We start from the raw sequence: 22,248 nt of genomic DNA, 5'->3' as shown, positions 1-22,248 counted from the left end.
TAGAGTGTATAAAAGGGAAGTCTTTAGAGATATGGCAGACAGGAAGAGATTCGAATCCTCTTAAAACATCAATAAACCTCACTAAAAGCGAAGTTTACAGCGTCTCTTTTGCACAATCTTCGCTTATTTTAACTTCTATTTATGACACCATAATGACACCGAAATCAGCAATTATGTCTACGCGATCCGAAAAGATTCGGAAATTGAAGAGCTTAACTTTAACAAGACGTGCAATCTTACTGTATTGACGTTGTCGGTACAACAAGCGAGTGAAAAAGTGCAAGAAATTTCGAATATTAAAATATTGGTAACAACTTGATCTTGTCCAATTCTTCAATTGTTTTTATTTTAGACTCATATTTTACTTGAATATTTTGGTCTGTTACAGTCAGATTATTGTCTTTAAGTATCTTTTCTAAATGGTCAATTTTTAACTTCATTTCATTTGTTTGATTTATTTGTTTTAATTGACCTTGAGTCTGTAAAATTATAATGAATATTAAAAACAATATAATTCCGTATGATCCAAGAATGCTTGAAAAAGTAAGCTTCGATGGAGTTTGTTTAAAAATAGTCAGTATTAATGTAGCAACTATTGCGACATAAGCTGGTTGGTCTTTAACTGATTGAAGAATAAGATCTATCATGATATTTCCGATTATGTATGAATTTATAAAAGTGTGCTCTTGCTAACTTATTTTTGAAGTCCCATATAAACGCGACGAAATTCCATTGGATTAGATATATTCGGAATCGGAGCTTGTGGATTACCTGCCCCAGATATGATCAATGTCCCAAAATTAAGTATGCGACCCAGAATTCCTTGCTGAACTTGAATACTTTCGATCTTATTAATATTCAGTTCGATGGTAGACCTGCTAATCCATCCAAATTTTGCAATTATTCTTTTGTTTGTTATCGCAAGCTCTGTAGTTTTGTATTTGATAATAGCATATGCAATTATTAACAATCCGATCAAGTAAAAAGCAATTAATAAAAAACCTACAATAAAATACGGAGCTAAAGACCATAAACTTATCTGTCCTCTATAAATAATATGTTCATCGCTTATTAACGTACTTTCAACATAACTTGCCATAATAACTGTTCTCCCGTTTTTGTCAGATTATACATACGTTAAACTTAATTACAAGGGATCTACCGGAAAGGGTAAAAATCCGTACTGGCCGAATATTCGAGAGTACAACTCCGTGAACATCAATGATGAAGTTCTCTTAGACCCGAACAAGTCGAGCCCCTCAACACACCTTTCCATTCAATGCGAATTTTAGTTGACATGAGTTTCTCAATTCGCTAAACTTTTCCCAACCCGGTCAAACGGGCAAATAAAATTACTGGTTCTTGGAATCGCATTACAAGGTCAAATAGTAAAGTAATTAAGAAAATTGATTCACCGGCATTGAATAGGCAATAAAAGCGAAAAAAAGTCGCCCACCCGAGCGCAGAGATTCTCGATTCGTCGAGTTTACAGAGAAGCGCAACTTCAGACACAGAGCACCGATAAGTCCCCGAATACGCCCCGATTATCACAGATAGAAGATAAGCACAAATAAGATACCGAACCACTTTTATCGATTGTTATTTCATTCGCCCGCCGTTATTCCCCCCTGCATGGGACTATGTCCCCATGCAGGGAGTAGGCGGGGCTTTGCCTTTTAAAGACCACCACGGTTATACCGTGGGGGCAACAACGAGCCAAAGAGGTCGTTAAACACGATCAGGTCATCGAGGCGTTAGGATGATGAGGGGGTATTTAGTAATACCCCCTTAGAAATAAAAATAGGTAAATACTCGCGGCTTTAGGAACCCTATAAAGGGCTAAAAATGAACACTTCGAATACTGCTCCACTAGGAACGGAGCATGAAGGATTAAACGGCGTTTCCCCTCTTGGGGCTTTCAACTTTGCGACCGCATCGGGGATCGATTCGGTCTATTATTTCATTCAGTCCAACGCGGACTATAAAGAGTTCTTCCACTACGAGGTCTTTTCCAAAGTCGAGCAGGCTAGAGAAGAACACGGCGGGTTCATCCCAAAAGGATCGCTAAACATTTCGATCTCGGACATTTCTTTCGTCTATTTCGGTAAAGAGCAGGGGTTTTACTTCTTCGGCGATGAAGCGGGAGCCTTGCGCGTCGGGTTCAAAGACCCATCCACGAATCAAGGCGTTCACGATATACGGGTACAGCTCCAAGGTCTGGGCATTTATGCTTTGGGTGTGGTTCGTTTGCTCGAATACGTCAACGACACGGTTTTAAAAGATATTTCAACCCCGAATTACTTTATCACCCGTGCCGACCTCAATATCTTTTGCCAGTACGATCTGGGAAGCCTGATCGAGCCTCAATGCATCGTTACCCGTAAACGCTCTTTTAAACAAATCATCGGCAATAAGAAGCGGTACGAAACCCTCTACGTCGGCAAGCCTCCCGCTCGGCTGCGCGTCTATGATAAATTCGCCGAAACCGATACCTCGACGGGCAAGTTCTATTTTTTGAAAATGTATCTTGAACAGCACGGAATCGAATTTAAAAATCCGTTGTGGAACTTTGAAATTGAACTGCACCGCGATTATCTCAAGCAGTACAAAATCAGCACGTTGGATGATCTGCTTACCAATGCCGAAATGCTTTTTCAAAAATTCATGGAGCAAGTGCGTCTAATAGACATCGTAGCCGTTTTTGAAAGCGGAAGTAAGAGTGCCAATCATCCTTTATGGGATTATCTAGCTCAATCGTACCGTTTCAATGCGATCGAGCAAAAAACCGTCCCTCTCGAACGTATAGAGTACGCCCCCAAAGAGCTTACCGCAAACGACTTTATCGAAGAGTTCAGAACGCTGGTTGAAAAGTACGTCGAACACTCAGTAACTATCAATCAAGACGAAGTACGGGAAGTATTGCACGAATCGCAATTATGGTTGACCCATAAGGCCAAAAAACGGGTTAAGCCGTTTATCCCCATCGTCTACCAAAGCGGCAAACTCAATTATCTGCTGACCCGCAATTTTACCGCCGTTCCCACTCTGCCCAAGTCGCTCGAACACATCGGCGATACAGAACTAAACGAACTGGCGGAACTGCTTGCCAAGGCATTGCATCAGGAACTCTCTAAAGAGGATCAGGATATTGCTCTCATCGTCAAACACACCCAAGCGGTCAACATGGAGAAAGAACGTCGAAGAGCGGGGCAAAAGGAATTGGAACTATGGCACAAATAGACCTGATTACCAAAGAAGATTTCGACGAACTCAAAGCACTCATCATCGGGACAGTTCGTCCCTTAATGACGGTAGAAGAGGCGGCGGAATACCTGCGGCTTTCCCCCCATACGGTGCGACACAAAATCGCCGATCAAACATTTATTCTCGGAGTTCACTATTCGGACAAAGCTGGTAAAATACTTTTTGCAAAAGAGCGTCTGGATACTTGGCTTTGGGAGGAATCCAAGGAGTCAAACAATGTCAGTATTCAAAAAAAACAATCGGGTGTGGATAGACTTATTCGTCAATGGAGCGAGAGTCAGGAAATCCACGGGTTTGGAGTGGACGGCGAGCAACGTCAAAAAGGTCGAAAAAGACCTGATTCCCCAACTAAAAATGGGAATTATGACGGGACAAGTGACACTCCGAAAAGAGCGTCTTAAAACGGTACGCTATTACGCTGAAGTGTTCATGGAGTCCAAACGGCAGATTACCGCCCCAAAGACACATGAGCGTTACTCGTCTATTATTGAGAACGTGATTCTTCCTTTTTTCGGCGACAACGCGATCAAGGATTTAAAAGTCTCACAGATTGAAAAATGGCGAAATGATCTTTTAAAACGTTTATCGGCCAAGACTGTCAAAGATTATCAAAGCGTTTTGCGGGGCATTTTCCAAAAAGCTCTCCATGATGAAGAAATCGGCAGAAATCCTATGGATGCTCTGGATACTTTGAAAGTCAAAAAGCCCGATGTGGTTCCGTTTATGCCCCATGAGGTTAAACTCCTCCTGGAAACGGCAAACGGATGGTTTAAAAACTATTTGGCATTGGGATTTATGACGGGGATGCGGGTCGGAGAGATCATCGCCCTTAAATGGGAAAATGTAAATTTCGACAAACGGGAAATCTACGTTTGCGCTTCCATTTCAATGGGTATTGAAGGATCACCCAAAACGCAAAGCAGTATCCGCTACGTTCCGATAATGGATAGCTTGCTTCCGTTCCTCGAAGATCAGCGACGGTTGAACGGTGATAAAGAGTACGTATTCGTAAATCGATACGGCCAAACTTTTTATGACTATACGACTATCGGCCTAAACCAATGGACGGACATTCTTAAAGAGTGTGGGTTGACGTATCGCCGTATGTACGAAATGCGGCATACATGCGCTACGAATCTTTTGATGAGCGGTCAGTACAGCGTTAACGAGATTGCTGCGATCTTGGGGCATTCAACACCGCAAATGTTGTTTGAACGTTATACAAGGAATATATCAGCCGAGAGAAAGCCGTTTAACAAATCGATAGATATTTATGGTGTCAATGCTATGGCACTATAATGTCACCGGAAGTTTTTTGAGTCTTTGAAAGTACGCTGGATAGGGAATTTAACTGGCAGACAGGAAGAGATTCGAACTCTCGGTAGGTTGCCCTACACACGCGTTCCAGGCGTGCGCCTTCGACCACTCGGCCACCTGTCTATAGGAAGAGTGAAATTATATCCGATTTAGCTTAAAAAGGGTGTAGAATGAAAAGACAAAGCTTAGGGGAAGCGCCGTTACCGACGTTCCCGCTATAACTTTTCGAAGGAGAATCGAACCGTCATTGTAAAAAAGAAGTGTTAATTTTGTGTAAAAAATCTTATAATTAGCACACTTTCTTGCAAAAGGCTCATCGTGAGACCCGACGAACGTTTTTTCTCCATCAGCGACGACTTCCGCTCCCCCTATGCCCGCGACCGTGACCGGATCATCCATTCGGGCAGTTTCCGCCGCCTCGAATACAAAACGCAGGTGTTTCTCAATTCACAGGGGGATTTTTTCCGCACCCGCCTCACCCACAGCATCGAAGTAAGCCAGATCGCCCGCTCCATCGCCTCGCATCTGGGGCTGGAGGAATCGCTGGCCGAGAGCATCGCGCTCTCCCACGACCTGGGACATACGCCGTTTGGGCATATCGGGGGGGATACCCTCGATGAGTGCCTTAAGGAGAGGGGGTTTGCCAACGGCTTCGAGCACAACTTCCAGAGCTTCCGCGTCGTCACGAAACTCGAACAGCGTTACAAGGCGTTTTTGGGGCTCAACCTCACCTACGCGACGCTCGAGGGGATCCTCAAACACTCTTACCCTTATAACAAGCCGTTTTTGCCGCAGAGCGTGCGCGAGGCGTTTGCCCTCGACACCCATCCCAGCATCGAAGCGATGATCGTCGACCGTGCCGATGAGATCGCCTACATCAGCCACGACATCGACGACGGGGTCGCCTCGGGGCTGATCGGGTTCGATACCCTCCGCTCGAGCGAGCTGATCCAGACCGTTTTGGAAAAAGTCCATGCCGAAGGGGTCCACGAACACGAAGACGAGATGTTCCGCTACCGTTTCAGTTCCCATCTCATCAACCACCTCGTCTACTCGCTCCTCGAGCATTCGCGGGGTAAAATCGACAACTCCCGCGTGTTGGCCTCCGTTATTCCCGCGTCCGAACCGATCCCGATCGGATTTGAGCCCGCCCTTGAGACGCAGATCAAAAAACTCAAAAAGCTCCTCTACCAAGAGCTCTACCAGCACAAAAACATCATGCGCAAGATGTTTGCGGGGAAACAGGCGATCAAGGGGGTGTTCGAGGCACTGATGGAAGAGCCCAAGATGCTCCCTCCCTATTATCTCAAACAGCTCGACCTCCGGAACAAACACCGCGTTATCGCCGATTACATCGCCGGAATGTCGGACCGCTACGCGATGGAACTTTTCAACGAACTCTACGGGCGCGAGGGATAAGCACTTCTTGAGAGTGGTACAATACGCCCCATGAATACCATAGCAATTATCGGCGGCGGTGCGAGCGGACTGATGGCGGCGCTCTTTGCCGCACGCGGCGGCGCGGCAGTCACCGTTTACGAGCACAACGGCAGCGTAGGCAAAAAGATCCTCGCCTCGGGGAACGGACGCTGCAATATCATCAATACGACGGCTTCCGCGGCCGATTACGCGGGAGAAGACCCCTCGTTCGTCACGTACGCGCTCAAACAGCTCTCGTTTGGCTATTTCGAGAAGCTCTGCCTTTCGCTGGGGCTCCTCCTCGACGTCCGTGAAGACGGACGGTGCTACCCCCTCTCCAATGAGGCCAAATCGGTTCTGATCGCCCTCAAAAGCGCGGTTACCGGCGCAGGGGCCCTCATCCTTACCGAGAGTGCGGTAACGGCGATATCCAAAGAGGAAAGCGGCTTTGTCGTCACCTCCGCTGCGGGCCGACAACGTTATGATAAAGTTCTCATCGCGACCGGCTCCGAAGCGGCACCCCAACTGGGGGCAACGGCAGACGGCCATACACTGGCCAAAGCTTTCGGGCACGAGGTCATTCCCACCTATCCCAGCCTCGTACAATTCCATCTAAGTTCCAAGCACGCCCCGAAAATGGCGGGGGTAAAAACTGTCGCGGAAGTAACGCTCGTCATCGACGGCAAAAGCGATGCCCGCATCACCGGAGACATTCTCTTCACCTCGTACGGCATTTCGGGACTCGCAATTCTTGATATCAGCCAGAGGGGCTCATACGCCCTTAGCCGCAAACGGCGTGTAAGTATCGCGCTCAATCTTCTGCCCCGGTTTGAGCGTCACGAACTCGCCGAGGCGATCGAAAAACTGTTTGCCGCCGTCCCGGCACAAAACGTCCAAAATGCCCTGTACGGCTTACTCCCCGCCAAACTCGTCACCTATCTCCTCGAAGACGCGCGAATCGCCCTTTCGACACCCGTTTCGGCTTTGAACCCCAAACAAATCAAGCAGCTCGCCCATCTCATCGGCGACTGGCGTTTCGACGTCACCGACACCCACGGGTTCAAACATGCCGAAGTCAGCGGCGGCGGGGTCTCCACGGCGCAGGTCAATCCCAAAACGATGGAATCGAAAATGGTAGAAGGGCTCTATTTTGCGGGAGAAGTACTCGATATCGTCGGTCGAAGAGGGGGATTCAATTTCCATTTCGCGTGGGCGAGCGGGATGATTGCGGGAAAAGAGATGGCAAAATAGGGAAAAAGGGAAAGGTCTCCCCGGCATCGGGGAAACCGGAAGCGAAGAGAGTTACTGTCTCGCGTGGCGTTTACGCTCGTTGATGTCGAGGTAGCGTTTGCGGATACGGATGTTCTGCGGCGTGACTTCGAGGAGTTCGTCGTCTTCGATCCACTCGAGCGCACGCTCAAGGTTCATCTCGCGCGGCGGAACGAGTTTGATCGCTTCGTCCGCACCGGATGAGCGGACGTTTGACTGCGCTTTCCCTTTGATCGGGTTGACGTCGAGGTCGTTGCTGCGGCTGTGCTCGCCGATAATCATCCCTTTGTACACTTTCGCCTGCGGAGCGACGAACAGGACACCGCGATCTTGAAGGTTGAAGAGCGAGTACGCCAGGGCGACACCGTCTTCCATCGAAATGAGCGCACCGTACGGACGGCTCTCGACCGTCCCGCTGTAAGGGCGGAATTCGAGGAACGAGTGGTTCATGACCCCTTCCCCTTTGGTATCGGTGAGGAACTGTCCGCGGAAACCGATCAGGCCGCGCGCGGGGATTTCGAACTCGATACGGGTAAAGCCCTCACCCATCGGAACCATCGCTTTCATCTCGGCCTTGCGGCGCCCCAGACGCTCGATAACGGTACCGCTGAACTCTTCGGGTACGTCGATGACGAGGTGCTCGAACGGCTCGCATTTGACCCCTTCGATCTCTTTAACGATGACTTCGGGACGGCCGATACCGAACTCGTAGTTCTCACGGCGCATGTTTTCGGCGAGGATCGTGATCTGCAGCTCACCCCGTCCGGAGACTTTGAACTTCCCTTCGCCGATCGTCTCGTAACGCATCGCGACGTTCGTCTGCATTTCGGCGTCCAAACGCTCTTTGATCTTGTTGGAAGTAACGTGTTTTCCTTCGGTTCCCGCCAGCGGAGAATCGTTGACCGAGAAAACGACGGTCAGGGTCGGCTCTTCGATGTGCATCGGGTCGAGCGGCATCGGGTTGTTGGGATCACAGACGGTGTCCCCGACGTCGACCGTTTCAAGGCCCGCGATCGCAACGATGTCGCCCGCTTCGGCCTGCTGGATCTCCATCCGGTTGAGTCCGAGGAATCCGATCAGTTTGGAGATTTTCCCCTTCACCAGTTCTCCGTCGGCTTTGGCCAGAAGAACGTTGTCCCCTTTGGCAATCTTACCGTTGAAGATACGGGCGATCCCGATTTTACCGACGTAGTTGTCGTAGTCGAGGGTGAAAACCTGCAACTGCGTCGGGTTTTCCGCATCACCGGTCGGCTCGGGGACTTTTTCGAGGATCGTGTTGAACATACAGGTGAAATCACCGTCAGGCTCGGACATGTCGAGCTTCGCGATACCGTCACGCGCCGCGGCGTAGATGATCGGGAAATCGAGCTGGTCTTCGGTCGCGTCCATCGCGACGAACAGGTCGAATACTTCATCGACGACGCGCTCGGGATCGGCGGAAGGTTTATCGATTTTATTGATGACGACGATCGGTTTGATCCCGAGGCCGAGCATCTTTTTAACGACGAATTTCGTCTGGGGCATAACCCCTTCGTAGGCGTCAACGAGAAGCAGCGCACCATCGACCATTTTCAAAACCCGCTCAACCTCGCCGCCGAAGTCGGCGTGGCCCGGAGTATCGATGATGTTGATCTTGTGGTCGCCGTAGCGGATCGCGGTGTTTTTCGAGAGGATGGTGATCCCGCGCTCTTTTTCGAGGGCGTTGGAGTCCATCGCCCGTTCATTGACTTGTTCGTGGCTTCCGAACGTTCCGGACTGTTTGAGCAGACCGTCGACTAGGGTCGTTTTACCGTGGTCAACGTGGGCGATGACGGCGATGTTACGAATTTTTTGCATGGGTGTCCTTTGGTTAGGCGCAAAGATTTTTGCGAATTATATCTTTTTTTATTTTAAGGATATGTTAAGGGATTTAAACTCTTCTCCGGATCAAATCTCCTCTTTTTATGGAATGACTTTTGCTTAATTGCCGTATCACATAGAATCGTGCGCGCAGGGTGCCTCCTTATCGCGCCAAAGGATCGTTTTATGATCATACACAGCAAAGAGACGAAAGGGAACGCCTCGCTGATCGACCTCCTCGGGGGCGGCGGCAAAGGGGAAGACACCCGCAATTCGGTCTTTTCAAAACTCCTCTCGTCGCTGGGAATGCCTTCCAAAATCGGAGAGAAAGGGACCGCAAACGCTTCGGCAAACGAATTCAAAGCGCTCATCGATCCCAAAAACGGCATTGTCCGCTCCGCCGAAGCGCCCAAGGCGAATACCGTTAAAAACGCCGGATTGGGCGAACTTCAGACCCTCCTCAAAGGGATGGGAGAAGAGGGTGCGGAGCATCTCATCTCGGCCGAACTGACCCGGTCTCTCTCGAATGACCAGCTCCGCAACCTCGTTGCCCAGGCCAAAGAGTACCTCAAAAAAGAGATTACGGCCAAAAGCCCCGAGTATCAAAAAGCGCCCGAAAACCTCCCCAAAAGTCTGGCGGGGCTGATCCAGATGGCTCAGAAACTGGGACTTGAACCCGAAAAAATCACGTTTGCCTCCATCCAAAGCGAACCCGAAACCCTCCCGACGCCCGAACTGCTCTCCAAGCCGCTGCTGGAGACCAAAGCGGTGGCGCAGCTCGCAGCGGCAGGCCCGGTCGAAGAAACCTCTCCCATCGAAACGCTGACGCAACTCATCAGCGAACTGAAAAACAAAGAGAAAAAAGAGGCCAAATCGCCCAACCCTCTTAAAGGGGACGAAACAGCGCGTTCGGAGGAGGTCAAACCTTCCGAACAGCCGCTCAAAACACTCCTCCAGGGGATCGAAAAACGGGAAACGGCACAAAGCACGCTGAACGTCGACACCCCCAAGAACGACACGCCTAAAAACGATGCGGCGTCGGCCGCAACGACCAAAACCGATTCCCTGATCACCCTGCTGCAGGGCGAATCGCAGGGAGGCAACGACGCCCCTACCCACAAAAACGGAATTTCCGGCGTCGAGCTCGACGCGCCGAAAACCGCAGCGGCACCCAAAGCCGATTCACTGGAAGTAAAAGCCAAGGAGGCGCAGCAGAGCATGCGCCATTTCGCCGCCGATCTCAAAGAAGCGGTCGAAAACTACAAGCCCCCCTTCACCCGCCTTTCGATGAAGCTCAATCCCGAAAAACTCGGGGAAGTGGAAGTGACGCTGGTGCAGCGCGGCAATAACGTCCACGTTAACATCCAGTCCAACAACGCCGGCAGCGTCGCGTTCCTCGCCCACAACGCCGCCGAACTCAAAGCCCAGCTGGCCCACCAGGGGATTACCAACGCGACCATGAACTTCATGGGCGGCGGCGATTCGCACAATCCGCAGGAGCACCAACAGCGTCACAACTCCCGTGAAGCATACCGTGCCTACGAGTCGTTCGAAGATCTCGAACTAAACGATGAGCAGCTCAGCGCTCTGGAAATCATCATCCCGCATTACGCGTGACGCAAGGAGAACACAATGGCTATCGACGCATTCGGAAACTACACCAACGGAGTCGCTTACGCGGACAACTCGGCCAAAGCGGCCCCTGAAGACAAAAGTAAACTGGGTAAAGACGATTTTCTAAAGCTCCTGCTCCTCGAACTGCAGTACCAGGATCCCACCTCCCCGATGGACACCGAGCAGATCCTTCAGCAAACGTCGCAGCTCGCAACTCTCGAAGCAAGCCAGAATACGAACGATTCGCTTGAAAAGCTGGCATCGGCCCTGACCGCTTCCATGCAGTATACCGGCCTCTCGGCGATCGGCAAACTGGCCGATACCGGCAGTAATGCCGTCGTCCTCGAAGAAGGGGAAGACGCGACGTTCGAGCTGTACTTTCCGGTCGATATCATGGGCGGTAAATTCAACATCCTCGACAGCGCGGGGAACATCGTCAAAAGCGTCCCCATCGACGAAACGTCCAAAGGGATCGCGCAGTACACCTGGGACGGAACCGACAACAGCGGCGTCGTCAAGGATGCGGGGATCTATTACGTCGAAGCGCCCTATACCGCGGCTGACGGAACCACCGGAACCAGCCGGGTGGGAATCTATCCGATCCAGTCTATCCGCTACGAAGACGGAACCACGTACGCCAAGCTCGGCTCCAACTACGTCGATTTCAGCAAAATCGTCGAAGTCACCGATATTTAAGGCCGCAGCATGACGCAGGGATATTACACCGGCCTCTCGGGGATCATGAGCCACCAGTACGGCCTTGATATCGTCTCGGACAATATTGCCAACGTGAATACGGTCGGCTTTCGCGGGGTCACCTCCGAATTTGCCGAACTCTTCTCGAACGTCGTTTCCAGCGCCGGGAACACACCCACTTCCAACGACATCGGAACGGGGTCGCGACTACAGGCCACCGGGATGATCACCCAAAGCGGCTCGCTCCTCCCGACCGACCGTTTCAGCGACCTCGCCATCGGCGGAAACGGCTGGTTCGGCGTCATGGCCAACAATAATACCTATTATACCCGTGCGGGAAATTTCACTTTCGACACGGTACTCAAAAACCCCAATGATCCCAATTCATCGGTCGCCCGCCTCACCACGACCCAGGGGTATTACGTGACGGGAACGATGCTGACCAATTACGACTACGTGGAAGGATTCGATTACGGAGATAACGATACGGGAGCGTACCTCATCCGCGAGCCTGCCGACGAAGTCGCGTACAATGCGGTCGGGGCGCAGGGGATACTCGAACTCCCCGCCAAACTCGCCTATCCTGTCGAGCCCTCCACCCTGGCGGAGTTCAAAGGAAACCTGGGGCGTGAAAACGCAATCCGCTCCATCAGTTCGGACGTCATCAGCCCCAACAACGAAATCAACCGATTGAAACTCACTTTTGAACAGCACGTCGAAACCGACGCAAGCGGCAATATCATCGTCCCCTGGGACGGCCTCACCTGGGACGTGGTGGCGACCGTCACTTCAAACGACGGCGACACCGTCTACGATACTCAAACCGGACAGGCCGTCTTCGACGCGTCCGGAGGACTGGCAAGTTTTACGATTCCCTCGGTAAACAACGACGGCGCAACCGTCGCGATCGATGTGGGAACCGGTTTCGAAGGGCTCGTGTCGATCGAAGGAAACGAGTTCTGGGGTCGCGGCTCGGCGGACGGGGTATCGGGCGGAGTCCTCACCAAATACGGCGTCAACATCAACGGCATCGTCAGCGCCGAATTTTCCAACGGCCGCCAGAGTGCGCTGGGACGGGTAGCGGTGTACCATTTCCAAAACGACCAGGGGCTCGAACGCGCCGGGGATACCCTCTTTACCAAAAGTTCCAACAGCGGAGACCCGTTTTTCTGGACCGACGCCGATGGAAACGCCATCCCGGGGGCGACGATTTACAGCAATATGCTGGAAAACTCCAACGTCCGCCTCGACGTCGGTCTGACCGATATGATCATCATGCAGCGCGCCTATCAGGCCAATGCCAAAACGATCACCACCGTCGATGAGATGATCCAAAAAGCGCTCTCGATGCGCAAATAAACTGGCACGTTTTTTGCTTAGTTAATTTACTTTGTCATAAAGGACATACCATGCTGAAGTCACTTTTCTCAGGCGTCACCGGGTTGCAGTCGCATCAGATTGCCATGGACGTGGAGTCGAACAACATCGCCAACGTCAATACGATCGGGTACAAATACTCCCGCGCCAACTTTTCGGATCTGCTGGCTCAGACCAACCAGATCGCTACCGCTCCGCAGGGGGATCTGGGGGGTAAAAACGCCGTTCAGGTAGGGTTGGGGACGACGGTCAGCTCGATCACCCGCATCCACTCGCAGGGTTCTATCCAGAATACCGACAAAAATACCGACGTCGCGATCCAGGGGGACGGATTCTTCATCGTCTCGGCCGACGGCGGAAACACGTATAAATATACCCGTTCGGGTGACTTCAAATTCGACGCGTCGGGCAATTTCGTCGACAACAACGGGTTCATCGTCCAGGGATGGCTCCGCGACGAAGACACCGGACTGGTCGACTCGACCGCGCCGATCACCAACATCCGTATCCCCTCGGGTCTGACAACGCCGGCGTTTGCGAGTAGCGAGATCGTCGTCAAGGCCAACCTCAGTTCCAGCGCCATCGTCGACCAGTACAACCCGACGTACCAGATCGACTCGACCGGTGCGATCACCACAGCCGACGGACGTACCGTCCCCGCAGCCGACGCCGAGGACATGGGGATCATGTTCAACGGCAACGGCGAAGCGTTCCAGCTCACCTCCGCCAGTGCCACCACTTTTGCCGGCGGCGGACAGGGGGTCACGATCTCGTTTGACGGCGGTGCGACCGTCCGCGATTTCCGCTACACCGACGGTTCTCCCGCAGCCGGGCTTGTCGCCGGGGGCGCTCTCCCGCTGAATGCCAACGACACTTATTATTTCAACACCGTCGCCGATCTGCGTGCCGCGTTGCAAACGTTTGCCCAGGCGACGTCAGCCGGTTCTACCGTCGAAGTCAACGACCAGGGAAAATTCGTCCTGCGCAACACCGCGGGTACGGCGCTCGCCATCGAAGTCGATCCGATCGTCGACGCCAACACGATCGAAAACCAGCGCTTCACCGAAACGTTCGCGACCATGGCGGGAGCCCTGCCGGTCGGTACGTCGGTCAAACAGTCCCAGCCGATCAACACCGCTACCCATGCGACCAGTATCGACGTCTACGACTCGCTGGGGGGTAAACACACCGTGACGATCAACTTCCGTAAAGATTCGATCAACACCACTACCGGATTTACCGACTGGCGCTATAACGTCACCGTCCCGGTTCCCGGATCGCTGAGCGGGGCGACCGCACCGTACCTGAACATCCTTGAAGGAGGGGTCATTACGTTCGACAGCAACGGGGCCCTCTCCACCTATAACATCCCCAGCATCGACTTCTCGCCGAACAACGGGGCGGCGGCGAACCAGCAGGTTACCCTCAACTTCGGAACGCTTGGAGCGTATGACGGGATCACCAGTTTCGACAACGATTCGGGGACCAGCGGTATCAGCCAGGACGGTTACCCAGGGGGTGACCTCGTCGGGATCCGCATCGACCAGAGCGGTACGCTTGTGGGAAGCTTCACCAACGGACGCTCGTTCGGTCTGGCACAGATCGGTATGGCCAAGTTCTCCAACAACGAAGGTCTGGTAAGCGACGGCGGAAACGTCTACCTCCAGTCGGCCAACTCGGGCGACCCGATCATCGGTACGGCGGCGACGGCGGGACGGGGCTTCATGCAGTCTTCGGCCCTCGAAGCTTCCAACGTGGATCTTTCCAAGGCGTTGACGCAGCTCATCATCATCCAGCGCGGTTACCAGGCAAACGGTAAAACAATTACGACTTCCGATACCCTGCTTGAAACCCTCATCGGCCTCAAACGTTAATAACATCTTCTAAGTCTCCCGTTTTCCTACGGGAACGGGGGAACGCCTACATTAACAGATTTATAACACGGTTTTGTTCATTGTTTGTGAGAAAAGCGGGAAAAGGCCCGCGGCCACCGAAGGCCGGGGATGCTTTGAAACTTAAGGAGTGAGTGATGAATGAAAAAAACTCCCCTTTGACTTGCTGCCGTCAATCGGGATCAGTGACATTATGAACCAACTTAGTAAACGAATAGTAATAACGCCTGTTTTTAATCTGGCATGCGCTACAATTTCCCCATGCGACGGCAAACACCCAAAAAGAAAAAACGGCTTCCGACCCGATCCGAAACACCGGAAACCGTGTATGCTCCTTTCAGATCGCGCGCACTCGGGTTCTTCACCGATATATTCATGATCGGGCTCCCGATCTCATTGCTCGTCACCGCCTTTTTCGGGTACGACCAGATGCACACGGCCGGCGGCCTGGATGTGATCGTCGGAGATCCCAAAGCCCGCACCAATCCACCCGATCCGGTCGCATCGGCGCTGCAGATCGGCCTGTTTTTGGTTGCCTACGTATGGTTCTGGCACCGAAGCGGCCAAACGCCGGGCAAAAAAATGGCACGCATCCGCGTCGTGGACGCGCGGACGCTGCAAAACGCCCCCTACTGGAAACTGACCCTCCGCTTCGTCGGCTATTTCGTATCGGCACTCACCCTGGTCGGCTTTTTCGTGGGACTCTTGCGTAAAGACGCACGGGCGCTGCACGATCTCCTCAGCGGCACTGCGGTCATCCGCGAATCGTGATGGCACCGCTCGTCGCCGCGTTTTATTTCATCTACTTCGCCCTGGTCGGCGTACACATCATTTTTATCCCCAAAATCCTCTCCCAGGTCGGCTACGACCCGATCCAGATCGGCACCGTTTTCGCCGCCGCGCCGCTGGTGCGGTTTGCCCTTCCGTTTTTGTTCCTGCGCGGATTCCGCCTCGACCAGCGCACCTTTTTCACCGCCCTTGCCCTGATGGGGGGATCGGCGAGCGGATTCTACCCCGCGCTGGAGTCCTTCTGGCCTCTTTTGAGCGTAAACATCCTCTTTGGGATCGGCCTGGCCCTCGTCCTCCCCTACATCGAGGTGATCGCCCTCGAATCGATCGGGAAAGAGCGCTACGGGCGCATCCGTCTTTTCGGCTCCATCGGCTTTATCGCCGTGTCGTTGCTCCTCGTCGAATACCTTACCGGGCCCTACGTCGGGGTCGCTTTCCTGGTAGCCGCGGCATGGGTCGCCGTTGGTTTGGGCGCGCTCATCGGGCTGCGGCAGCGTCATGCCCGATCTTCCGAATGCACTGATGAGCGATGCCGATTCGGCATCGGGGAACACCGGATGCTGTGGATCGGGTTTTTCCTGATGCAGGTGAGCTTCGGCCCGTTTTACAATTTTTTCACGATTTACGCGACCGATCACGGCGTCAGCCTCCAGACGACGGTATGGCTGTGGAGTTTCGGCGTGATCGCCGAAATTGTCATGTTCTACTTCCAAGGCCCCCTGCTGCGCGGAAATCTCCATCGGCTGCTCGTTCTCACCGCATCGGTTACGGCGCTGCGCTGGCTGATCGTCGCCCTTTTTCCGGGCAACGTCGCCATGCTCTACGCGTCACAGGTGCTTCACGCGTTCAGCTTCGCCCTTTTTCACTCTTCGGCGATCGCGCTGCTCTTTCATCTCTACAGCGCCCGCCGCCTCGCTCAGCAATTCTTTTTCGGGATATCCTACGGTCTTGGGGGATTCGTGGGGGCGCTTGGAGCGGGAGTTCTGTACCAGTATACGCCCTCGCTGCTGTTCGTGGGAGGTGCGGCCGCGGCACTGGGTGCCGCCGCGGCGTTTAAACGCTACCGACCTCTTTAATAATCGATAATCAACGACGCCAGAAACGTCCGGTCGGTATTTTTCGACGGCGGGGGCGGGGTGTTGACGTAGTCGATTTTATAGCTGACCCCCATCGAGAGGGAAGAGTTGATTTTGGTCTCGATCGCGCTTTTGCTGTAAAAGAAACTGTAGCGGGTGTCTTCGAGATTGATCCTGTACGTCGCTTCCTGGATGAATTTGAGGTTCTCCTGTACCTTCCAGCGGTAGATCGCCCCCAGTTTACTTGAAAAATAATCGTCTTCGGGGAGGTTTTCGGGCTTGTCCCGGCCGTAGAGGACGTTCGCCTGCAAATCGAGGGTATGCGCACTCTCGTCCAGCGGCTTTACCCCGATACCGGGTCCGGTGTAGAGCTGGTAATCGAACCCGCTGAAACGGTCTTGCTTGTATCCGGCGAGATAGTTGAGCGAAACTCTGGGGCAGAGGCGGTAATCGTAGTTGAGCTCGCTCGACCATTTGTCCTTCGACGTCTGGCCGCTGTCGCTGGAACGGTAAGCGTCGACGTGGGCACGGAAGACATGGACCCCTACCGACGTTTTCGCATTTCCCTCGAACGCCAGCGACGTGGTGTCGGTGTTCCCTTTGGTATTGATGTAGGAAAATTCGCTGTGGGTCACGACCTTGCCGTCGTTTGCGGACAGGGCCGACGCGCACAGCACGCTGCAGAGCGCTTTTCGGATCATTTCTCCCCTTCTTGCACGACGTGGGTCACCATCTGCGGAAACGGCACGGTGATCCGGTTGCGGTCAAACGCCTCCTTGACCGCTTCGGTCACCTCGAACATCGTATTCCAGTAGTCGTCCACATGGACCCACGGACGGGCGACGATTTGAACCGAATTCTGGGCCAGGGCACCTACCGCGACCAGCGGTTCAGGCTCTTGAAGCACCTTGGGATGAGCTTCGAGGATTTCAAGGATAACCGTTTTGGCGAGTTTGAGGTCGTCTTTGTAGTCGATATCGAACACCATGTCGATCCGCCGCGTCTCGTTGCCCGTGTAGTTGATGATATTCCCCGAAATCAGCGCTCCGTTTGGGATGATGATGGAACGGTTGTCGGTCGTCGTCAGCGTCGTCGAAAAGAGGTTGATCGTCTTGACCGTCCCCATTACTCCCGCCGTCTCGATAAAATCCCCCACCTTGAACGGCCGGAAAAAGATGATCAGCACCGCCGCACCGACATTGGAGAGGGTGTCTTTGAGCGCGAGGCCGATCGCAAGACCCGCCGCACCGAATACGGCGACGAACGAGGTGGTATTGATCCCGAGGTTGCTGGCCGCCGCCACGATAACGGCGATCATCAGCGCAACGCTCAGGGCATTCCCCGCAAAACTGATCAGCGTCTCGTCGACGCGGGAACGCTCCATCGCGCGGCGCATCAGCATCACGATTTTTCGGACAATCCATTTCCCGATGAAAAAGATCGCCAGCGCCCCGAGGAGTTTAAGGCCGTACTCGGTCGCGTAACTCAGGGCCAGGTCGGTGTAATACCCCACTTTGTCCTCGACGTGCTCGATTTTTTTCAGCATGCTATCCTCGCTTAACGGTATTCGACGATCTGTCCCGGATCAAGCCGTTTGTGCTCGCCCTGCGGGTTCACCCGATAGCCGAACGCGCAGATGAGCGCCACGCTGCGCCCTTCATCAAGGTCGAGTATCGCTTCGATCTCTTCGCGGTCGAATCCCTCGATCGGACAGCTGTCGATCCCCAGGGTCGCCGCATAGGTCATCATGTTGGCGCAGGCGATATAGCACTGCTTGGCGGTCCAGTTACGCAGCAGCGCTTCGTCGCATTCGATCGGCTCCAGGTAGTTTTTGTAGACGTTCATGTAGGTATTCACCGCCTCTTCGTCGAGTCCGCGGCGGTTGAACATTTTACGGACATAAGGAGTCCCGCTGCGCACCGAATCATCATCGGTCGTGAAAATAACCAGTTCACTCGCCTCGACGATCTGGCTTTGGTTCCAGCACGAGGGCTTGAGCGCCTTGCGCAACGAAGGGTTGCGCACCACGATCAGCCGCCACGGCTCCATCCCGAAAGACGAGGGGGAGAGGCGGGCCACTTCGAGGATCGAATCAAACTGCTCGGAGGGGATCTTTTTTTGGGTATCGAAACGCTTGCAGGCGTGACGGAATTCCATCGCTTTTAAAAATTCGGACATCATGAAGCTCCGGTGTTGGTCTATGGTTTGCGTAATTCTAACGTAGAGTTCTTTACGGGGGGTAACAAGGCGCTCAAGACACCCCCGGTATTTGAGGTACGTCCCCCACGCTTTGCGCGAGGGGAAGGGGCGCCCCCGCTTGATCAGCTCGAAACTGACCGCGGCGTTGATACACCCTTTCCAGAAACGTATCTCGTCATCGTCTTCGAAGCGGCGGGGATACCACAATATCTCGAGCTCCTCGTGGGCTTCATAATACCGCCCCTGGGCAAGGGCAAGGGCAAACGCCCCAAACGCCTGCGTTATACCCTCAGATGTTTGCGCCAATACCCTCGTCCTCCCCGCAGACTGATGCAGACGTGATCGGGAAATTTGGTGCGAAATTCCGCCAGCCGCTCTTTGGACGATTTCCCCGTATCGCAGTAAAAGACGAAAACGCTCCCCGGCTCCTCGTTTTTCAGCAGGGGCGGGGCATAGAGAGTCGTTTCGATGCCGTCGATGGGGTTGAGGATCGTATCGATCAGCAGCACTTTGATCCCCTGCGCTTCGAGCTCTTTTTTGTTGCGCAGAAACTCTTCCTGCGTCCATTCGTCGACGTTCAGATCCACCATTTCCCCGTCCGTATTGTGATTGTGCGAAAGTGTATCGAAGCAATCGGCGCTTTAGCCTTATAAATTTAGGCTACACTTTCATCATGGCAAAGAAAAAGAAAAAAATGATCAAACTCAACCAGGCGATCCGCCGTTTTTTCGGTGATGAAGGATTTGACGAGGGGATCGAACGGGTCCCTTCCGAAACGCTGATCGCGCTGGCCCATACGCTTGGGGTCTTCGACGGTACCACCGACAAAGCGGGGCTCATCAAAACGTTCCGGCGGATCTGGTCGGAAGGGGAGAGCGACAACCGCGCCCTCATCGTCGAGTTTTTCCATCACGAAGGGAAAATCTACCCGAATCCCAAACCCAAGGAAAAACCTCACGAACGCGAAGAGAAGATCGACGAGTTCCTCGACGCCTTCGACATCTCCGCCGACGAGCGGCGGGAACTGCACGCCGCGTTTATCGACGTCCGAACCCGCAAAATCACCCCCGAGAAAATCGCCGCCAAACTCGAGCACCTCCGCTACGTCGGCAAACGCGAAACGCTCGAAAAAGCGCTCGACGGGAAACTCGGTTACGACGACCGGCTGGAGTTTTACGCCCCGATCGTCTACACCCTGGGAAATGAGCGTTTTACCAAAATACAGGTTCTCAAAACCCCTCCGCTCAACGAACGGCGCCTACATGAGGAAGATATCGACACCCTCACCGCGGAGATCGCCCTTCTCAAACAAACCCTTACATCACAAAAACAGGAACAAACCGACCGTTTTACGGCGACCCTCGATCCCCATCGCTACCTAAGCCCCGGCGAGATCGTTTCGGCACTCAAAAGCGCGCCGCCCACCGCCTCGGAAAGCGATGTTCCCCTCCCTTTGAGCGTCCTCAAACGCCTTCTGGGCGAAACCGCGAACCTCAGCGAACACGGCGACGATCTGCTGATCGAAACGACCCACACGATCGAACTCCCCCACACGTCCCAAACGATCGAGTACACCGCTCATCACACCCTCGATCTCTCCCGCATCACCCAAGCGGTCTGGAAACAAGAGGATATCGGCATCGAAACAATGATCGCCGAAACGCTCGAAGAGGAAAAACGGCTCTTCTTCGCCGAACTGGAGCTGCTCGTCTCGGAGTGCCGCGAGCGCTCGCGTCTGCTGGCACTGGAGGAAGAGCGGCTCCATGCCCTCGTGATGGAAACGCTCCTCCCGTTTTTGAGCGGAACCCTTCACATCAGTGCCAAGACCTCCCGCCGCGTCCTTTTCGCGTTCGACCAAAAAATTGCCGGCGAGCTGTTGCGCCGACAGCGCCAGGAACTTCTCGCCCGGACCGTACGCGACTTTAAAAACCTTTTTCCCCTCGCCCGTTCGCTACGCCGTAAGCTGATCCTTCACATCGGCCCCACCAACAGCGGCAAGACCTACGGCGCATTCGAACATCTGCGCAAAGCGGGGACGGGATATTATCTCGCCCCGTTGCGGCTCCTCGCCCTGGAAGGGTACGAAACGCTTAAAGAACACGGCGTCGCAGTCTCCCTCATCACCGGGGAAGAGCAGCTGATCGACGAAGACGCCACCCACATCAGTTCAACGATCGAAATGCTCGGATTCGAGACCGAAGCCGACGTCTGTGTCATCGACGAAGTCCAGATGATCGGAGACCGCGACCGGGGATGGGCCTGGGCAAACGCCATCATCGGCGCACCCGCCAAGACGGTGATCATGACGGGGTCTCCGAACGCGCGTGAAGCGGTCGTGGCACTCGCCGAATACCTGAATGAGCCGCTCGAAATCGTCGAATTCGAACGCAAAAACCCCCTCGAGCTCCTCCGCACCCCCACCCCGATCGACGCGATCGAAGAGGGTACGGCCCTCATCGCCTTCACCCGTGCCAACGCGCTGCGGCTCAAACAGCAGCTTTCCAAAACGTACCGCACCAGCGTCATCTACGGCAACCTGAGTCCCGAAGTGCGCCGGGAAGAAGCCCGCCGGTTCCGCGAAGGGGAGACGCAGATCCTCGTCGCGACCGACGCCATCAGCATGGGGCTCAACCTCCCGATCAAAACGCTGCTGTTTTCCAAAGCCGACAAATTCGACGGCCAGAACCAGCGCTTCCTCACCCCCGGCGAAGTGCAGCAGATCGCCGGGCGGGCGGGGCGCTACGGCATCACCGAAAAAGGGTACGTCGGGGCGCTCAGCGCCGACGTCCTCAAAAAAATCGCCCCCCTTTTCAACGCCCAGCCCGAGCCGATCCGCATCCCGTTTAACGTCATGGCCAATTTCGACCACGTCATGCTCGTCTCGAACATCCTCGAAGAGCGCTCCCTCTCCGCCATCATCGCATTTTTCGTCGACAACATGAAGTTCGAAGGCCCCTTCCGTGCCGCCAACCTCGAGTCGATGCAGGAAGCCTCGGCCATCGTTGACCGTTTCGATCTGGACATGCGGACCAAATACACCCTCGCAACCGCCCCGCTCTCGACCTCCTCCCCGCTGGTGATGGCCTCTTTCGAACGCTACGTCCGCGCACTGGAGCAGAAAAAACCGATCGCCTACATCCCTCCGCGCCATCTGGGAAGCCATGCGCTGACAATGGAAGAGCTGCAGGAAGCCGAAGACCGGATCAAAGAGATCAGCCTTTACCTCTGGCTTTCCTATCGGCTCGGGGAGTATTTCATCGACGCCGAAAAAGCCCGCGCGTTCCGGGGTGAACTCAACCGCTTTATCGAGAATTCGCTCCAGCAAAGCCATTTCGTCCCACGCTGCAAAATGTGCTCCAAACCGCTGCCGCCGCAGAGCGAATTCAGTATCTGCCAAAGCTGTTTCAACAAACTAAACCGTTCCAAACAAGGGGTGAGAGAAGGCGCAAGAGCGCCGCTTCGGGAGGGGACGGCGAAAAAACGGCCGTACCGTTAAA

The 22,248-nt window shown here is 53.8% G+C and carries 19 protein-coding genes and 1 tRNA gene; 12 read left to right on the top strand and 8 right to left on the bottom strand.

Annotated elements, in window-relative coordinates; genetic code table 11:
- Positions 1–296: 296 nt before the first annotated feature.
- Both E0765_RS02960 and E0765_RS02955 read right to left on the bottom strand, forming a co-directional pair.
- The gene (locus tag E0765_RS02960) at positions 297–647 is read right to left on the bottom strand and encodes a hypothetical protein (RefSeq protein ID WP_132811739.1); all 351 of its coding nucleotides are present in this window, start codon (positions 645–647) and stop codon (positions 297–299) included.
- A 47-nt stretch (positions 648–694) separates the two neighbouring features.
- Positions 695–1,099, bottom strand: a complete 405-nt coding sequence (locus E0765_RS02955; RefSeq protein WP_132811738.1) for a PH domain-containing protein — start codon at positions 1,097–1,099, stop codon at positions 695–697.
- A gap of 746 nt (positions 1,100–1,845) precedes the next feature.
- On the opposite strand from E0765_RS02955, the gene E0765_RS02950 reads away from it, so the two are divergent.
- From E0765_RS02950 to E0765_RS02940, 3 genes are read left to right on the top strand one after another with little or no spacing between them, the layout of a single operon-like run.
- Positions 1,846–3,240, top strand: a complete 1,395-nt coding sequence (locus E0765_RS02950) for a hypothetical protein (RefSeq protein ID WP_132811737.1) — start codon at positions 1,846–1,848, stop codon at positions 3,238–3,240.
- Positions 3,228–3,665 carry a helix-turn-helix domain-containing protein gene (locus tag E0765_RS02945; RefSeq protein ID WP_132811736.1) on the top strand — a complete coding sequence of 146 codons (438 nt, stop codon included), beginning with the start codon at positions 3,228–3,230 and terminating at the stop codon, positions 3,663–3,665. Before E0765_RS02950 ends, E0765_RS02945 begins: the two co-directional genes overlap by 13 nt.
- The gene (locus tag E0765_RS02940) at positions 3,628–4,563 is read left to right on the top strand and encodes a site-specific integrase (protein ID WP_165921636.1); all 936 of its coding nucleotides are present in this window, start codon (positions 3,628–3,630) and stop codon (positions 4,561–4,563) included. Before E0765_RS02945 ends, E0765_RS02940 begins: the two co-directional genes overlap by 38 nt.
- A 53-nt stretch (positions 4,564–4,616) precedes the next feature.
- Here E0765_RS02940 and E0765_RS02935 read toward each other — a convergent pair.
- Positions 4,617–4,704, bottom strand: a tRNA-Ser gene (locus tag E0765_RS02935).
- A 195-nt stretch (positions 4,705–4,899) separates the two neighbouring features.
- Between E0765_RS02935 and E0765_RS02930 the strand changes: the two genes are divergently transcribed.
- Both E0765_RS02930 and E0765_RS02925 read left to right on the top strand, forming a co-directional pair.
- Complete coding sequence (locus tag E0765_RS02930; RefSeq protein WP_132811734.1) at positions 4,900–6,000, top strand: deoxyguanosinetriphosphate triphosphohydrolase; 1,101 nt, start codon at positions 4,900–4,902, stop codon at positions 5,998–6,000.
- 30 nt (positions 6,001–6,030) lie between these two features.
- On the top strand, positions 6,031–7,251 hold the full coding sequence (locus tag E0765_RS02925) for an NAD(P)/FAD-dependent oxidoreductase (protein ID WP_132811733.1): 1,221 nt from the start codon (positions 6,031–6,033) through the stop codon (positions 7,249–7,251).
- Positions 7,252–7,302: 51 nt separating this feature from the next.
- Here the strand turns inward: E0765_RS02925 and typA are convergent, their stop codons facing one another.
- Entirely contained in the window at positions 7,303–9,105 is a 1,803-nt protein-coding gene (gene typA / locus E0765_RS02920) for a translational GTPase TypA (protein WP_132811732.1), read from the bottom strand.
- Positions 9,106–9,294: 189 nt separating this feature from the next.
- Here typA and E0765_RS02915 point away from each other — a divergent pair, with 189 nt between their 5' ends.
- The 6 genes from E0765_RS02915 (at position 9,295) to E0765_RS02890 (ending at position 16,552) form a co-directional block, all read left to right on the top strand.
- Positions 9,295–10,725 (top strand): flagellar hook-length control protein FliK, encoded by a 1,431-nt coding sequence (locus E0765_RS02915; protein WP_132811731.1) that lies wholly within the window; start codon positions 9,295–9,297, stop codon positions 10,723–10,725.
- 15 nt (positions 10,726–10,740) lie between these two features.
- Positions 10,741–11,418 (top strand): flagellar hook capping FlgD N-terminal domain-containing protein, encoded by a 678-nt coding sequence (locus tag E0765_RS02910; RefSeq protein WP_132811730.1) that lies wholly within the window; start codon positions 10,741–10,743, stop codon positions 11,416–11,418.
- Positions 11,419–11,427: 9 nt separating this feature from the next.
- Positions 11,428–12,777, top strand: a complete 1,350-nt coding sequence (locus E0765_RS02905; protein WP_132811729.1) for a flagellar hook-basal body complex protein — start codon at positions 11,428–11,430, stop codon at positions 12,775–12,777.
- A gap of 50 nt (positions 12,778–12,827) precedes the next feature.
- Positions 12,828–14,669 carry a flagellar hook-basal body complex protein gene (locus tag E0765_RS02900; RefSeq protein ID WP_132811728.1) on the top strand — a complete coding sequence of 614 codons (1,842 nt, stop codon included), beginning with the start codon at positions 12,828–12,830 and terminating at the stop codon, positions 14,667–14,669.
- A gap of 279 nt (positions 14,670–14,948) precedes the next feature.
- Positions 14,949–15,458: an RDD family protein gene (locus tag E0765_RS02895; protein WP_165921635.1), complete on the top strand. Its 510-nt coding sequence runs from the start codon at positions 14,949–14,951 to the stop codon at positions 15,456–15,458.
- Positions 15,458–16,552, top strand: coding sequence for an MFS transporter (locus E0765_RS02890; RefSeq protein ID WP_132811726.1), 1,095 nt, complete (start codon positions 15,458–15,460; stop codon positions 16,550–16,552). The genes E0765_RS02895 and E0765_RS02890 overlap by 1 nt, the downstream gene beginning before the upstream one ends.
- Here the strand turns inward: E0765_RS02890 and E0765_RS02885 are convergent.
- The 4 genes from E0765_RS02885 to E0765_RS02865 are packed head-to-tail and all read right to left on the bottom strand — an operon-like array spanning position 16,549 to position 19,341.
- Positions 16,549–17,253, bottom strand: coding sequence for a DUF481 domain-containing protein (locus E0765_RS02885; RefSeq protein WP_132811725.1), 705 nt, complete (start codon positions 17,251–17,253; stop codon positions 16,549–16,551). The two genes, E0765_RS02890 and E0765_RS02885, sit on opposite strands and share 4 nt — an antisense overlap.
- The gene (locus E0765_RS02880; RefSeq protein ID WP_132811724.1) at positions 17,250–18,098 is read right to left on the bottom strand and encodes a mechanosensitive ion channel family protein; all 849 of its coding nucleotides are present in this window, start codon (positions 18,096–18,098) and stop codon (positions 17,250–17,252) included. The genes E0765_RS02885 and E0765_RS02880 overlap by 4 nt, the downstream gene beginning before the upstream one ends.
- An 11-nt stretch (positions 18,099–18,109) precedes the next feature.
- Positions 18,110–19,057, bottom strand: coding sequence for a DUF309 domain-containing protein (locus E0765_RS02875; RefSeq protein ID WP_188109917.1), 948 nt, complete (start codon positions 19,055–19,057; stop codon positions 18,110–18,112).
- Complete coding sequence (locus tag E0765_RS02865; RefSeq protein WP_132811723.1) at positions 19,033–19,341, bottom strand: hypothetical protein; 309 nt, start codon at positions 19,339–19,341, stop codon at positions 19,033–19,035. The genes E0765_RS02875 and E0765_RS02865 overlap by 25 nt, the downstream gene beginning before the upstream one ends.
- Positions 19,342–19,424: 83 nt before the next feature.
- Between E0765_RS02865 and E0765_RS02860 the strand changes: the two genes are divergently transcribed.
- Positions 19,425–22,247 (top strand): helicase-related protein, encoded by a 2,823-nt coding sequence (locus tag E0765_RS02860; protein ID WP_132811722.1) that lies wholly within the window; start codon positions 19,425–19,427, stop codon positions 22,245–22,247.
- Position 22,248 lies beyond the last annotated feature (1 nt).

The sequence above is a fragment of the Sulfuricurvum sp. IAE1 genome, from assembly GCF_004347735.1.
Classification (GTDB): Bacteria; Campylobacterota; Campylobacteria; order Campylobacterales; family Sulfurimonadaceae; genus Sulfuricurvum.
This window is presented reverse-complemented; position numbering and strand designations above follow the sequence as displayed.

Excerpts from the sequence above, each read along its gene's own strand:
- E0765_RS02910 (WP_132811730.1), top strand. The coding sequence starts at position 10,741 with ATGGCTATCGACGCATTCGGAAACTACACCAACGGAGTCGCTTACGCG.
- E0765_RS02885 (WP_132811725.1), bottom strand. The coding sequence starts at position 17,253 with ATGATCCGAAAAGCGCTCTGCAGCGTGCTGTGCGCGTCGGCCCTGTCC.
- typA (WP_132811732.1), bottom strand. The coding sequence starts at position 9,105 with ATGCAAAAAATTCGTAACATCGCCGTCATCGCCCACGTTGACCACGGT.
- E0765_RS02895 (WP_165921635.1), top strand. The coding sequence starts at position 14,949 with ATGCGACGGCAAACACCCAAAAAGAAAAAACGGCTTCCGACCCGATCC.
- E0765_RS02940 (WP_165921636.1), top strand. The coding sequence starts at position 3,628 with ATGACGGGACAAGTGACACTCCGAAAAGAGCGTCTTAAAACGGTACGC.
- E0765_RS02925 (WP_132811733.1), top strand. The coding sequence starts at position 6,031 with ATGAATACCATAGCAATTATCGGCGGCGGTGCGAGCGGACTGATGGCG.
- E0765_RS02890 (WP_132811726.1), top strand. The coding sequence starts at position 15,458 with ATGGCACCGCTCGTCGCCGCGTTTTATTTCATCTACTTCGCCCTGGTC.
- E0765_RS02865 (WP_132811723.1), bottom strand. The coding sequence starts at position 19,341 with ATGGTGGATCTGAACGTCGACGAATGGACGCAGGAAGAGTTTCTGCGC.
- E0765_RS02955 (WP_132811738.1), bottom strand. The coding sequence starts at position 1,099 with ATGGCAAGTTATGTTGAAAGTACGTTAATAAGCGATGAACATATTATT.
- E0765_RS02950 (WP_132811737.1), top strand. The coding sequence starts at position 1,846 with ATGAACACTTCGAATACTGCTCCACTAGGAACGGAGCATGAAGGATTA.
- E0765_RS02915 (WP_132811731.1), top strand. The coding sequence starts at position 9,295 with ATGATCATACACAGCAAAGAGACGAAAGGGAACGCCTCGCTGATCGAC.
- E0765_RS02945 (WP_132811736.1), top strand. The coding sequence starts at position 3,228 with ATGGCACAAATAGACCTGATTACCAAAGAAGATTTCGACGAACTCAAA.
- E0765_RS02880 (WP_132811724.1), bottom strand. The coding sequence starts at position 18,098 with ATGCTGAAAAAAATCGAGCACGTCGAGGACAAAGTGGGGTATTACACC.
- E0765_RS02960 (WP_132811739.1), bottom strand. The coding sequence starts at position 647 with ATGATAGATCTTATTCTTCAATCAGTTAAAGACCAACCAGCTTATGTC.
- E0765_RS02900 (WP_132811728.1), top strand. The coding sequence starts at position 12,828 with ATGCTGAAGTCACTTTTCTCAGGCGTCACCGGGTTGCAGTCGCATCAG.
- E0765_RS02905 (WP_132811729.1), top strand. The coding sequence starts at position 11,428 with ATGACGCAGGGATATTACACCGGCCTCTCGGGGATCATGAGCCACCAG.
- E0765_RS02860 (WP_132811722.1), top strand. The coding sequence starts at position 19,425 with ATGGCAAAGAAAAAGAAAAAAATGATCAAACTCAACCAGGCGATCCGC.